This window comes from Brevundimonas sp. FV1ye7S (genome assembly GCF_058680995.1).
The window spans coordinates 2,702,349-2,716,207 of the sequence record NZ_CM178726.1; the positions used below are offsets into that span (position 1 = coordinate 2,702,349).

The 13,859-nt window shown below is 67.9% G+C and carries 12 protein-coding genes; 2 read left to right on the forward strand and 10 right to left on the reverse strand.

Features of this window, described 5'->3' with window-relative positions:
• Nucleotides 1-30: 30 nt before the first annotated feature.
• From ACW18C_RS13190 to ACW18C_RS13215, 6 genes are all read right to left on the reverse strand, one after another.
• Entirely contained in the window at nt 31-429 is a 399-nt protein-coding gene (locus ACW18C_RS13190; protein WP_492071353.1) for a host attachment family protein, read from the reverse strand.
• 65 nt (nt 430-494) lie between these two features.
• The gene (locus tag ACW18C_RS13195) at nt 495-1,025 is read right to left on the reverse strand and encodes a methylated-DNA--[protein]-cysteine S-methyltransferase (protein ID WP_492071355.1); all 531 of its coding nucleotides are present in this window, start codon (nt 1,023-1,025) and stop codon (nt 495-497) included.
• Nucleotides 1,018-2,088 (reverse strand): bifunctional transcriptional activator/DNA repair enzyme AdaA, encoded by a 1,071-nt coding sequence (locus tag ACW18C_RS13200; protein ID WP_492071357.1) that lies wholly within the window; start codon nt 2,086-2,088, stop codon nt 1,018-1,020. The genes ACW18C_RS13195 and ACW18C_RS13200 overlap by 8 nt, the downstream gene beginning before the upstream one ends.
• 69 nt (nt 2,089-2,157) lie before the next feature.
• Complete coding sequence (locus tag ACW18C_RS13205) at nt 2,158-2,367, reverse strand: helix-turn-helix transcriptional regulator (RefSeq protein ID WP_426024846.1); 210 nt, start codon at nt 2,365-2,367, stop codon at nt 2,158-2,160.
• Nucleotides 2,357-3,040, reverse strand: coding sequence for a hypothetical protein (locus tag ACW18C_RS13210; protein ID WP_492071359.1), 684 nt, complete (start codon nt 3,038-3,040; stop codon nt 2,357-2,359). Before ACW18C_RS13210 ends, ACW18C_RS13205 begins: the two co-directional genes overlap by 11 nt.
• Before the next feature lie 44 nt (nt 3,041-3,084).
• Complete coding sequence (locus tag ACW18C_RS13215) at nt 3,085-3,786, reverse strand: hypothetical protein (RefSeq protein ID WP_492071361.1); 702 nt, start codon at nt 3,784-3,786, stop codon at nt 3,085-3,087.
• 112 nt (nt 3,787-3,898) lie between these two features.
• On the opposite strand from ACW18C_RS13215, the gene ACW18C_RS13220 reads away from it, so the two are divergent.
• Both ACW18C_RS13220 and ACW18C_RS13225 read left to right on the forward strand, forming a co-directional pair.
• Nucleotides 3,899-6,529, forward strand: coding sequence for a M14 family metallopeptidase (locus tag ACW18C_RS13220; protein ID WP_492071363.1), 2,631 nt, complete (start codon nt 3,899-3,901; stop codon nt 6,527-6,529).
• A gap of 103 nt (nt 6,530-6,632) precedes the next feature.
• Nucleotides 6,633-6,962, forward strand: coding sequence for a hypothetical protein (locus tag ACW18C_RS13225; protein WP_492071365.1), 330 nt, complete (start codon nt 6,633-6,635; stop codon nt 6,960-6,962).
• Nucleotides 6,963-7,000: 38 nt separating this feature from the next.
• Here the strand turns inward: ACW18C_RS13225 and ACW18C_RS13230 are convergent, their stop codons facing one another.
• From ACW18C_RS13230 to ACW18C_RS13245, 4 genes are all read right to left on the reverse strand, one after another.
• Nucleotides 7,001-8,776: an SLC13 family permease gene (locus ACW18C_RS13230; protein ID WP_492071367.1), complete on the reverse strand. Its 1,776-nt coding sequence runs from the start codon at nt 8,774-8,776 to the stop codon at nt 7,001-7,003.
• A 91-nt stretch (nt 8,777-8,867) separates the two neighbouring features.
• Nucleotides 8,868-9,980 carry an HAAS signaling domain-containing protein gene (locus ACW18C_RS13235; RefSeq protein WP_492071369.1) on the reverse strand — a complete coding sequence of 371 codons (1,113 nt, stop codon included), beginning with the start codon at nt 9,978-9,980 and terminating at the stop codon, nt 8,868-8,870.
• Between the two features lie 26 nt (nt 9,981-10,006).
• Nucleotides 10,007-10,339, reverse strand: coding sequence for a PadR family transcriptional regulator (locus ACW18C_RS13240; RefSeq protein WP_008261789.1), 333 nt, complete (start codon nt 10,337-10,339; stop codon nt 10,007-10,009).
• A gap of 154 nt (nt 10,340-10,493) precedes the next feature.
• The gene (locus ACW18C_RS13245; RefSeq protein WP_492071371.1) at nt 10,494-13,748 is read right to left on the reverse strand and encodes a TonB-dependent receptor domain-containing protein; all 3,255 of its coding nucleotides are present in this window, start codon (nt 13,746-13,748) and stop codon (nt 10,494-10,496) included.
• Nucleotides 13,749-13,859 lie beyond the last annotated feature (111 nt).

Consider the following 13,859-nt stretch of genomic DNA (forward strand, 5'->3'; position numbering starts at 1 on the left):
CCGGCCGTCCCCTCTTAACCACTTAGTAAATCAAGCTTTTTCGATGGCTGCCGCGATCTGATCGGTGCTGTGCCCCGTCAGGTCCTTGGCGATCTCGCCCGCCAGCTTCCCCTGCAGATCCTTGTGCCAGTGCTTGCGCAACTCGCCCAGGGTCTTGGGGGCGGCAATGACCAGCAGCTCGTCGAGCTTGTTCGTGAGGGACCACTTGTTCAGCACCTCGGCCACGCCCATCGCGAACCCGTCCTCGGCCTGAGTATCATTGTCCGGGTTGGCCTCGCTGGAGCGCCGCCCCGCCGACCCCGAGACCCGATCCTCGATCGCCGGCGTCTCCAGGGCCGTCAGCCGGATCTCCTGGGCATTGGTGTTCTTAAACAGGGACAGCTTCTCGCCGTCGACCACCGCTACCAGCGCGCCATTGGATAGTTTCATCGTCGATACTCTTTCGGTCTGTGGACTTGGGTAACGGTCGGGGACCGATGCCGTTGCCTCGCCGATCAGAGCAGCCGGCCGCCGGCCTCGTGCGCCAGCAGCCAGCGCTTCCGCTCCAGCCCCCCGGCATAGCCCGTCAGGGTCCCGTTCGCCCCGATCACCCGATGGCAGGGCACGATCACCCCGACCGGGTTGGAGCCGTTGGCCAGACCCACCGCCCGCACCGCCCTGGGCGACCCGATCGCCGCCGCCAGCTGCCCGTAGCTGCGCGTCTCGCCCGCAGGAATGGCCCGCAGCGCGGCCCACACCGCCTGCTGGAACACGGTCCCGCCGGTCTTCACCACCACCGCATCAAACGCCGTCAGATCACCGCCGAAATAGGCTTCGACCGCCCGACGCACCGCCTCCGGCGCCCGCCCCTCGACCAGTTCGACCGGGCCGTAGTGGCGGTGCAGCAGCCGGCGCATCCGGTCTTCGTAATCATGGAAATCCAGCGCCCGCACCGCCCCCTCGGCGTCGGTCGCCACCAGCACCTCGCCCACCGGCGAGCCGATCCGATCCAGGGTCAGGGTCATCGGCGTTGATTGTCTAGGCATCGGCCGTCTCCGTCACACGGTTCCAGTACAGGGCGCCATAGGCGCGCCAGGGGCGCCAGGCTTCGGCCCGCGCCGCCAGGGCCGCATCCAAGGTCGCAAGCCGGTCGCTGGGCGCATCCTCCCCGGCGTCGATCCAGTCGCCCGCCGGCCGCAGTCCGGGCCAGGCCTCAAGCGCCGCACGCAGGTCCGGATCCGCCGACAGGTCCCGCCGGATCGCCTCGGGATCGGCGGCCAGGTCGAACACCCGCCGCACCCGCGCCAGCACGCCCGGCAGGGCTTTCAGCTCGTCCACCCGCGCCTCGACCGCCGCCTTGCCCTCAGACCCCGACCGCACGGAAACCTCGCCGTCCGTCCCGTCCGTCGCCGCCCGCAGCCTGCGCCGCCAGACCCCGTCGGCCACCGCCTCGTCCGGGGCGGCCCGCACCGTCAGGGCCGACATCATCGCGCTCCAGTCATAGGGCGGGCGATAGGCCAGGCCCAGCTTCACCGGGCCTCCGCCCTCGCCTTCCGCCTTGCGCCGCCGCAGTTCCGACGGCGGACGGCCATACAGGGCCTGAAAGGTCTCGTTGAACCGCCGCACGCTGCCGAAGCCCGACGCCATCGCCACCTCGGCCATCGACAGGTCGCTCTCGTGGATCAGTTGTTTGGCCAGCAGCACGCGCCGCGTCTGGGCCACGCTGACCGGCGCCGCGCCCAGGTGCTGGCGGAACAGCCGCCGCAGATGCCGCTCGCCCACCCCCAGCCGCGCCGCCAGGGCGTCTGCATCGCCGCCGTCCAGCGCCCCCGCCTCGATCAGGGCCAGGGCCCGGCTGACGGTGTTCGACGTCCCCCGCCACGCCCCCATCTCCGGCGCCGTCTCGGGCCGGCAACGCAGGCAGGCGCGAAACCCCGCCGCCTCCGCCGAGGCCGCCGTAGGATGAAACACCACATTCTCGCGCCGGGGCGTCCGCGCCGGACAGACCGGCCGACAGTAGATCCCCGTCGAGGTCACGCCGGTAAAGAACCGCCCGTCGAACCGGGCGTCCCGCGCCCCCAAGGCCCGCCAGCAGGCCTCCTGATCCAACGACTGTTCCATGACCCGCAGGATGGCGGCTCAGCCCGGCGATGTCTCGCGGTTTTCGGACATGGATGCTCAGTCCTTCAGATAGAAGATCGCCTCGACCGTCGTGTTCAGCGCCCGCGCCAGTTCCAGGGCCACAATGGTCGAGGGGATGAAGACCCCGTTCTCCACCGTGTTGATCGTCTTGCGCGACACCTTGGCGGCGTCGGCCAGCTGGGCCTGGGTCAGGCCGGCCGCCGTGCGGACCTCCTTCAGCCTCAACCCCAGCCGACTACTCCCCATCGCCGGACGCCTCTCGATCCAGAAGCGCGAACCGCAAGGCCGCCGCCCCCGCCGAAGCCAGCAGCGAGAAGGCCAGCACCAGCGGCGTCCAGTTCGGCGCCCACACGCTGGCGGCCAGCGCCAGGGTGGCGCCCGCCATCAGGACGATGAAGGCCAGGCCCGTCGCGCGCGCCCGGATATGACGGGACAGTTCGTCGTCGAGGAATTTCTTCACTTTCCGCGAACCGCCGTCCCACTCCATAACCGTCATAACAATGATCCAACTGACCGTGACGGCCATCAGCAATGGAACCACAGCCTCACTGACACGCCCGGCGAGCAGGTCGTCCGAAAAGCCGATGATCATGATCCCCTCGATCAGAACCACCAGGCTCATGGTTAACAACTGGATGGTCCGATTCCGTTGAACGCGATCCCGATAAGGCATGATCGCGTCCAGGCGTCGTCGATCTTGGCCGGGCTTGCTGAACCAGGCCAGGATCGCCCCGACCAGCATGGCGACGCCGCCCGCCGCCGCGACCGCCATGGCCCATTGCGCATCACCACTATCTTCGCTGGCGGCCAGCGCGCCGATCCCGACGATGCCCAGCGTGAAGACCACCAGGGCGAACCCGTGCCGGCGGCGGCGGCGACGCTCACGCGCCAGGGTCGCCTCCTTCTCATCCTCATCCATAGGCGACGCTCCTCAAGACTCTCCGCCCGCACTCCGATTGCAAATCACCCATCGCGCCCGGCCTCCCGATCCAGCCAGGCGAACCGCAGCCCCGCGGAGGCCCCGCCCAGAGCCAGGACATAGGGCAAGGCCATGACCCCGTACTGTGGACGCCACAGCCCCAGGCCCAGCGCCACGGTCAGGCCCGCCATCAGCACGACGAAGGCCAGGATCATCGACTTTGCCCGCATGAGCTGGGTCAGCTCGTCTTCCAGGAACCGGCGGTTTTTGCGTGTGTGTGCGTCCCAGCCCATGACGATAAGCGGGATCAGCCAGCCGTAAAGAACCGGCAGAAGAACCTGCACATAGGCGCCCAGATTATGGTCTCCACCCAGGATCCGCTCCATCGCCCGATGCGCCTGAGCCATGAAGAGAAGTAGCACCACGGGCAGCATCACCAGCTGTTGGGTGCGCGCCCGCTCCAACTTGTCACGCCGCGCCCCTTCTCCGCTCGCCGCCACGATGATCGACTGGCCCGGACGCGCGCTCCACGCCCAGATCGCGCCGATGAGCGTCAGACCGAAACCCACTCCCGCCGCCACGCCGGCCGCCGTCGCCTGGTCGCCCTCTACGCCGGAAACCATCGCGAACCCCGCACCGCCGACCATGGCTGCGGCGCCGACGGCTGTCAGGGCGAGCGCCGTCCACCAGCACCTGCTTCTTTCCAGTTTCGCGCGCTGGATCGCTTGATCGTCGCTGTTGCTCATGTCGCCCTCCTGACGTAACCTTGAGGTGACATATCACCTATAGGTTACACGTCAAGACCGTTTTCTTTTTCCGTGCCCCGACTAAGGTGTCCGCCTCCCGGGGGTTCAGTTCATGTCCAGTCATCGTCGTTCCGTGCGTCCGCTCGCCTTCGGGCTGGCCGGCGCCTGCGCCGCCGCCCTGCTGGCGGTTCAGCCCGTCTCGGCGCGTCAGACCGCCGCCGACATCCCCACCGTCCGCCAGACCCTGGGCTATGACAGCGGTCAGGAGATCACCCGCGCCGCCGACGTCCGTCGCTATTTCGAAGCGCTGAAGACCGCCGCCCCCGACCAGGTCGCCATCGGCGACTATGCGACGACCTGGCAGGGCCGCCCCCTGTTCTGGGCCGCCGTCGGCTCGCCCGCCAACATCGCCCGGCTGGACCAGATCAAGGCCGACGCCCGCGCCCTGGCCGATCCGCGCCGCACCTCGCCCCAGCAGGCCGCCGCCCTGATCGCGGATCAGCCGGTCCTGGTCTGGATGGCCTATTCGGTCCACGGCAATGAGATCAGCCCCGCCGACGCCGCCATGCAGGCCGCCCGTCGCCTGCTGACCGACCCGACCGCCCAGGCCTGGCTGGCCAACACCGTCGTCGTCTTCGTCCCGACCCAGAACCCGGACGGGCGCGAGCGTTTCCTCAACAGTTTCGCCTCGGGCCGCGGCTCCCTGCCCAATCCCGACCCCGCCTCGGCCGAGCGGGACGAGCCCTGGCCCAGCGGCCGCTACAACCATTATCTGTTCGACCTGAACCGCGACTGGTTCATCCAGACCCAGCCCGAGACCCAGGGTCACGCCGCACTGGTCCGCGACTGGCGGCCCCAGGTGGTCGTCGACAGCCACGAGATGGGCTCGGACGAAACCTTCTTCTTCCCGCCCGAGGCCGAGCCGCTGAACCCGTGGATCTGGCCGCGCACCCTGGAGAACCGCGCCCTGTTCGGCCGCAACACCGGTGCCCGGTTCGACGCGGCCGGCCTGCCCTACTTCAACCGCAAGGTTTATGACGCCTTCTATCCCGGCTATGGCGACGGCTGGCCCGGCTATCTCGGCGCCGTCTCTATGACCTACGAAGCCGGTTCGGCGCGGGGTCTGGCCGCCCGGCGCAGCTCCGGGGAGATCTTCACCTACGCCGACACCGTGCGCGCCCACCTGACCGCCACCCTGGCCACCATCGAGACGGCTTCGCGCAACCACGACCGGCTGCTGAACGACTTCTACGCCTATCACCGCGACGGGGTGGCGGGACGCGGCGCCTATGTCCTGTCGCGCGCGTCGGATGCGGCGGCGGCGGACCGTCTGGCTGGACTTCTGGTCCGATCGGGCATCGAGGTCGGGGTCGCGCGCCAGGCCTTCGCCTGCGCCGGCCAACACCGCGCGGGCGACTATGTGATCAACCTGGCCCAGCCCCAGCGCCGGATGGCCGAGGTGCTGCTGACCCGCGACGTGCCTGTCCCGCCCGACTTCCTGGCCGAACAGGAGCGCCGTCGCGCCCGCGGCCTGGGCGACGAGATCTATGACGTCACCGCCTGGTCCCTGCCCTTGATGTTCGGCGTCGATGCGACCCGCTGCGACAGCGCGCCGAGCGTCGCCGTCGAGGCGCGCGGCCCCGAACTGGTCACGCCCGCCGCCGTCCGGAACGCAGAGGCCCGCTACGGCTTCCTGGTCGCGCCCGGCTCGGCCCAGCCCCGCTTCCTGGCCGCCGCCCTTCAGGCCGGACTGACGGTCAATTCGGCCGACCAGCCCTTCACCCAGAACGGCCGCGACTGGCCCGCCGGAACCCTGATCCTGCCGAAGGCGGGCGCGCCCGCCGACCTGATCGCCACCCTGAACCGCCTCGCCGCCGACACGGGCGCCGAAGTCGTGGGCGTCGACGAATCCTGGGTCGAGCGCGGCGCCGGTTTCGGCTCCAGCGACGTGGTGCGTCTCCGCGCACCCCGCATCGCCCTGGCCTGGGACAGTCCGACCGCCCCCGACGCCGCCGGCGCGACCCGCTGGCTGCTGGAACGCGACCTGGGCTATCCCGTCACCGCCATCCGCACCGCCAGCTTCGGCGAGGCCGACCTGGCCCATTATCAGGTCCTGATCCTGCCAGAGGGCCGCGACTACGCCTCCGTCCTGGGCGAGGCCGGGGTCAAGGCGTTGCACGACTGGGTCTCGCGCGGCGGCACCCTGATCAGTCTGGGAACCGCCACCCGCCTGCTGGCCGACGCCGACAGCGACATGCTGGCCTCGCGCCGCGAGGACGGCGCCTTGGACAAGGACGAGGACAAGCCCGCCGCCCCCGCCCGGATCGCCAACCAGACCGACTACGCCGCCCTGCTGGCCCACAGCGACCACGGCCCCGACTCGGTCGCCGGCGTCCTGGCCCGGGCCCATGTCGATCCCGACCACTGGATCGGCGCCGGCCTGCCCGAAACGCTGAACGTCCTGGTGCGAGGGGCCGACATCTACGCCCCCCTGAAGCGTGGCGAAGGGACCAACGCCGTGCGGTTCGAAGGCTCGGACCGCCTGCTGGCCTCGGGCCAGCTGTGGGCCGAGAACCAGGCCCAGCTGGGCTTCAAGCCCGTGGTCATGGTCGAGTCCCTGGGGTCGGGCCAGATGATCGCCTTCACCCAGGATCCGACGGTGCGCGGCTATCTGGAAGGCCTGAAGCCCCTGTTCGCCAATGCGGTGTTCAAGGGACCGGCCCACGTCTCGCCGCGCTGGTGAAGTCCCAGACGCCTGATCGCGATCAGGACTGGACACAGGCTCAGACGCGCATAACCTCGTTTTTCGCCCGCAGAGGCGCAAATAGAAAAATGGGAGTTACGCCTTGGTTCGTCTGTCTGTTTCCAAACTCGTCTCGATCGGCGCCTCGGTCGGGGCGGCCGCCGCCCTGTTCGCCGTGGGCGCCGTCGCTGTCGCCCAAACTCGTCCTGATCCCCAGCCGGCCGTTTCCGGCCGCGCCCTGCCGGTCGGCAGCTATCGCGAGACCTGCCGCAACATCTCGCTGAACGGGGATCGGCTGCGCGCACGCTGCATCGCCAAGGACGGCCAGTCGGTGGCCTCGACCCTCAGCGTTCGCGCCTGCCGCGGCGCCCAGGTCCGCAACGACAACGGCCGCCTGACCTGCGACGTGGCGCCCGCCGCCCGCACACGCTGACGCTCAACCGGCCCCGGACCGCGCCGGGGCCGGCCTGATTACATCGGCCAGAACAGCAGGATGGTCGGCGGACCGATCACCAGCACCAGCAGGCTCAGCGGCGCCCCCAGCTTGGGATAGTCCGAGAACCTGTACCCGCCCGGCCCCATGACCAGCGTATTGCACTGGTGCCCGATGGGGGTCAGGAAGTCGCACGCCGCCCCGACCGCCACCGCCATCAGGAAGGGGTCGGGCCGATAGCCCAGTTGCTGGGCCAGGGTCGCGGCGATGGGCGCCACCACCAGAACCGTCGCCGCATTGTTCAGGAAGGGCGTCACCGCCATGGCCGCGAACATCATGCCGGCCACCGCCACCACGGGCGGTATGCCCTGGAAGATCGACTTCAGCCCCCCGGCGATCAGATCCGCCCCGCCCGTCTGCTGGATCGCGTCCGACACCGGGATCAGGGCGGCGATCAGCACCAGCAGCGGCCCGTCCAGCGCGGCGTAGGCCTCGCGCATCTTCAGCCCGCCCAGGGCCACGATCACCACCGCTGCGCCGAAGAAGGCGATGGCCACGGGGATCAGGCCGAACCCCACCATCACCATGGCGACAGCCAGAACCACGGCGGGCAGGAACTTCCGCCGCTGGCCGCCCAGCCGCATGTCCCTTTCCGCCAGGGGCAGCAGGCCCAGGGTCGCCAGCCGCCCCGGCAGGCCAGCCTCGGACCCCTGCAGCAACAGCACATCCCCCGCCTGCAGCTTGGCCGTCCGCAGATGCTGCGTCAGCTCATAGCCGCTGCGCGACACCCCCAGCAGGTTCAGCCCGTACTGGCCGTACAGGTCCAGCGACCGCACCGACTGTCCGGTCAGGGACGAGTCCGCCCCGATCACCGCCTCGACCAGATGGACCTCGTCCTTGGCCTCTTCCAGCAGCACCGGCCGGTCGCCGCGCACCAGTTTCAGCTTGGTGGCGACGATGAATTCCTCCAGCGCCTCCTGATCCCCCTTGATCAGCAGGGTGTCCCCGGCCCGGATCAGGGTGTTGCCGCGCGGCCGGGCCTTGCGCTTGCCGTCGCGGATCAGGGCCATCACCTGGATCTCGTCCGGCGCCATGGCCTTCAGGGCGCTGATGGGCTTGGTCTCCAGCGTCCAGTCGTCGGGAACCCGCGCCTCGGTCAGATAGGCGTTGGCCGACAGGGCCGCCGACAGACCTATGGTCCCCGTCCGGTCCTTGGGCAGCAGCCGATAGCCGAACGTCAGGAACACCAGGGCGGCCCCCGTCAGGATCAGGCCCACCGGCGCATAGTCGAACATCTGGAACGGCGCCCCGACCATGTCCTGACGCACCTCGGCCACCAGGATGTTGGGCGCGGTCCCGACCAGGGTCACCATCCCCCCCGCCATGGCCCCAAACGCCATGGGCATCAGCAGCCGCGACTGTTTGGTCCCGGTGCGCCGGCTGACCTGCAGCGCGACCGGCATCATGATGGCCAGGGCGCCGACGTTCTTGGTCACCATCGACAACAGGGTCACGGCCGCCGTCAGCACCGGCACCTGGCTGCGTTCGGTCTTCAGGTGCGGCAGGATCCGCTTCAGCGCCAGTTCGACGATGCCCGACTTGGCGAAGGCCGCCGACACCACCAGGGCGCAGGCGATGATCACCGTCACATCGTTGGAAAAGCCCTCGAACGCCGCCTCGGCCGGGATCACCCCGATGGCCAGACCCGCCACCAGGGCCGCCACCGCGACCAGGTCATACCGGAACCGGCCCCAGATGAAGGCCGCGACCGTCAGACCGACCAGGCCGAAGGCCAAACCCTGTTGTAGTGTCACTCAGATGCTCTCGCCCCCGGCCGCCCAGCGCCGCCGACGGACAGCAACGGCGGAAACGGCCGGAGGTTCAACACATCCGCGCCGGCGTCCCCTACCGGCCGACGACCAGTCGCCCCGCCGCCCGCAGGATCCGCCAGATCTCGGCCAGGAAGGCCCAGACCACGATGATCATCAGGATCGCCGCCAGACCGCCCGAGTCGTCCGCCGTGGGATGGAACAGCGCCCGCGCCCGCTCGGCGAACTCCGTCACCGTCCCCACCCAGATCACCGGCGTCAGCGGCGACCAGAACCACAGCCACGCCACGCCCCAGGCCGCTGCGGCGCCGAAAGCCATGTCGCCCAGGGCCGTCAGCCGCACATTCCCCCCCGACGCCGCCCGCGTCAGGTCGAACAGGATCCGCGCCACGACGAACAGGGTCACGGGCCAGTAGGCCGCATCGACGACCTGGACCAGGATCCGGCCATAGTCGACGCCGTCCACAACGCCGGCCAGTTCCTCCGGCCGGATCGAGGCCATCGGCAACAGGCCGGTCCACCACAGCAGCAGCACGCCCCAGGCGATGGCGCTGGACACCGCCCGCGCGGCGGGCGACATCTCGGCGCTCTTGCGCACCGCCGGCCCCGACTTGACGGCCGCGTCTTCGCGCAGCGTCGCCCCGCCGCGCGCCAGCCTCTGGCCCCAGGTCTCGGCGTCGATATCGCCGCCCAGTTCGAACAGGCCCAGATCCTTGACCCGCCATTTGGCGATGAAGTCGGGCTTCTTCTCCTGCCGCTCCAGCACGAAGCCGATCAGGGTCACGACCCCGATCACCGACACCGCACCGCTGAACAGGCTGGCGAAGGCCTGGCCTATCGCCTGACCCGCGTAGATGTCGCCGGCTAGCACCCGCGCCGCCAGTCCGATCAGGGTGACGCACGCCATCACCAGCAGCGCCGTCTTCACCGCGAACAGCCACCACGGATACAGCTCCGGCCCGATCAGCGCCTGCGGCCCCGACCGATAGCGCGCCGCCACCGTCAGCGGGTGCCCGACCTCGCGCAGCAGGGCCTCGACCTCGTCGTCGCTCGGCGCCCGGCCCAGCCGCGCCTCCAGCGCCTCAAGCCGCCCCATGATCTCGTCGCGCAGTTCGGCGACGATGTCCTCGCGCGTCGCCTTCGGCAACTGGGCCGCCACGGCCTTCAGATAGGATTCAACCAGATCCATCCCGCACTCTCCCTCTTTCCCGATGTTCACAGCATCTTCTCCAGCGAGGCCGACAGGCCCCGCCACTCGGCCGCCAGCCGCGCCAGCATGGCCTCCCCGCGCGGCGACAGGCGGTAGAACCGCTTCTTGCGCCGCTCCTCCTCGCGCCACTCGCTGTCCAGCAGCCCCTGGCTCTCCAGCCGCCGCAGCAGCGGATACAGGGTGCTCTCCTCCATCTCGACCCCGACCTCGCCCAGGGCGACCCGCAGCGAATAGCCGTATTGCTCGCGCCGCAGGCTCGCCAGCACAGCCAGGATCAACGACCCCCGCCGCAGCTCCAGCCGCAGACTCTCGAACAGCAGTTCCTCATCCTGACTCAAACCCGCGCTCCCGATCCACGACGTCGCATAGTGTGTGACGCACAGTGTATGAGACATACTGTGCGAGAGAGTCAAGCGAGCGATGGTTTCCGCATGAAGAAGGGCGCGGAGGGTTTCCCCTCCGCGCCCCAATGCCGACGATGCGTCGATCCGCTTAGAAGCTGCGGAAGTTTGCGCTGATGAAGAAGCGTCGGCCGAACAGATCGAAGTTATCCGCCGTCGTATTACCGAGCCAGCGCGCCGGCTCCGCGTCGAAGGCGTTGACCACGCCTGCACGCAGGGTGACGTCGTCCCGCACATCCCAACGCACCGAGAAATCGTGTTGGCTGAAATCGCCCGTCTCGATGTACTTCAGGCTCTCGTAGCGGTCCGGATTGGCCAGGATATTGTCGATATCCTCGATTTCCTGGCTGGCCTGCCAGTCCCAGTCCCAGCTGAACGACAGGGTGTCGGTCGGCGACCAGGTCAGAGTCGACAGCAGGCGCACGCGCGGCGAACCGACGGTGTCCTGATAGTCCGTACCGTCCGCCGGATCGTCGATGTTCACGTAATCGACCTGTTCGATCAGCCAGTTGCCGCGGATGGCGTGACGGAACGAGCCCCATCCACGCCCGCCGAAGCGGAACAGATCGCCGCCCCATCGGGCCGAGAAATCGACGCCCTTAGCCGTCAACGCCGCATAGTTGAGCGAGCCCTGGATGAAGCTGGTCACCTGGAAGCTGGTTGCGTCCCGCGTCTGGGTCAAGCAGGCCAGAGTATTGACCTGATCGCCGCTGACGCACTGGTTTGCGGCCGCCTGAGCGCTCACCGAGTCGATGGCGTCGTTGATCTCGATATCGTAGTAATCCATCGTGATCGCGAGGTTCGGCAGCAGGTAGTCCGGCGTCCAGGCGAAGCCGTAGCTGAAGCTTTCCGAAGTCTCGGGCTGCAGGAATTGGTTACCGCCCGCCAGGCCGGGCACCGAACCGCTGCCGTAGTTCGGCAAATAGGCGTTCGTCGCGCCCAGGTCGGCGAAGTTCAGATTCAGACCCGCGGCCGAGGCAAGCGCGCCGCAGTTGGCGATCCGGTTGGCCGCGATCGAGCGGTCAGCCAGATTGTTGATGACGGTCGCGCTGCAAGGATCCGAGAAGCCGTTGGCGAAGGTCTGCCCCAGCGGCTCGTTGGTCTCGCTGAGGTTCGGCACGCGGATCGCGGTCGATTTGGTGGCGCGCAGCAGCAGTTGGTCGAACGGACGATAGGTTACGCCCAGGCTATACGTTTCCTGTTCGCCGACGTTGGAATAATCGGAGAAGCGGTAAGCCCCGTTGATGTCCATAGACCGGCCCAACCAGGTGTCGCGCATGATCGGGACCTGAAGCTCGGCGAACATCTCGTTGGTGTCATACGACGCTTCCTTGAAATCCGCGCCGCTGTTCAGGAACAGCAGACGCCCTGCGCGGTCCCGATCACGCCCGATGCCGCTGGTGATCTCCTTGCGGTACTCGTAACCGACGACCGCACCGATCGGACCGGCGCCCCAGAAGTCCCACAGATCGCCGCCGGTAAAGGCGACGAAATCGTGCTGCTTGTTCTGATCTTCGACCTTGATCGAAGCCTGAATATAATCCAGCGCCTCTTGCGAGAAGCCGCCGGCGCCGAACACCCGCACAGGGGTGCAGTCGCTGATGACGTCGCCCTGGCGCGAATAGGTCGTGGTGACGCCGCCGCTGGTGAGGCTTGCGTTCGGCACGGCGACGCCTTGGGCGTTCAGCAGTTGCACGCGGCAGACCACCTCGCCCGCACGGCCGTTGACGATGCCAGCGGTGTCAACCACCGCGTCAGCGGCCGCCTGATAACGAACGATATCCACGCCCAGTTCGACGTTTTCATTGTCCATCTGGCCATAGGTATAGGCCGCTTCCCACCGAATATTGCGCACGAAGCCGAAGTCCGGCGCATCGCCCCGCAGACCCAGCACATAACGCTGCAGTTCGCGGGTGTTTTCCTGAGTCCGGGATGGGCCATACAGCTTGTGCTGGGCGCGCGGGTCGGCGACCGTTCCGGTCAGAACCCCGGCCGAGTTATAGACTTGCCGGCGGTTATTCGTGATCGCCAGGCGCACATCTTCCGGCAGATAGGCGTTGTCCAGCCCGATCTCGAACGCCGACGTCGCCGTGATCGCCCCGACCGTGCCCGGCGCGAACTGGCGGATGTTGAAGTCGTGGAATACCCGCTGACCGGCGTCATAGGTTTCTTCCTTGACGTACTTGGCCTCTCCGAAGGCCTCGATGGAATCGGTCAGCTTGAAGTTGAAGCCGGTCTGGAAGCGGTAGTTCTCCGATTCCGGAAGGCGGCTGTTCTGGCCCTGCTCGGTATTGGGGTTCTGACCCAGCCCCCCGTTGCTGACGGTGCGCGACAGACCCGTCTGCTGGCGAATCGGGCCGAACACCACAGCCTGCGAGGCGCCGGCGTCGGTATACAGATAGCTGTTGTTCGGATTGTTGGTCGGCGCGACCGAGAAGCAGTTCGCCGAGAACGAGGTGGCCGAGCAGGTCGCGAACGGCACGTCCGGATCGCTGGCGGGGCTACGTTGCACGCCGGTGGACAGAATCGTGATCCCGCCTCGGTCTGTGCCGCGAATATAGGTGCGCAGGTTGTTGACCAGGATCCGATCGATGACGCCGTCGCTGGACGCTGAGGACGGGTCTGCGTCGTTGCTGATGAAACCCCAGCCCTCCCGACGCCAGTCGACATCGCGGTCCAATACCTCGTCGCTGCGCTGATACTCGCCAGAGACATAGACGTTCAGACGATCTTCCAGGAACTTGCCCCCCCACAGGGCGGAGAGCCGCTCGCTCATCTGTCCGTCTTGGTTGACCTCGGCCAGCGATGCATCGACCTCGAGCCCGTCGAAATCCTTGCGCAGCGTGAAGTTGACCACGCCCGACACGGCGTCTGCACCGTAAACGGCCGCAGCACCGCCGGTGATCACTTCGACGTTCTCGATCAAAAGACGCGGAATCGTATCGACATCGACGGCCAGAGAACCGGGCGAGGACCCGACATGGCGACGGCCATCGACCAGGACCAGCGTACGAGCCGAGCCCAAGCCGCGCAGGTTCAGCAGCGACAGGCCGCCATCGTTCAGGTTCGATCCTGTAGTGTCTTCCGGCACTTGAGAGAATGAAAGCGCGGGAATGTCGGCGAGGAAGTCGATGACGTTAGATTCACCCGATTGCAAAACCTCTTCCTGGCCGATCTGGATCAGGGGCGTCGCGGCGGTGGTGGCGTCGCGGCGGATGCGCGACCCGGTGACGACGATCTCCCCAACTTCGGCAGCCTGCGAGCCTTCGGCCTCCTGCGCGGCGGCGGCGCCGACACTCCCCATCACTCCGGCCAGCACTGTTCCGGCCAGAAGTGCCCCACGCAAAGTCCGTCCAGCGTCCAAATTCACTCGCATGCATAACTCCCCGAATTGAGCGACTAATAGTCGCCGCAATGCACATGAGAGCGAGGCAACGCCACTTCATTTCAGCAAAAC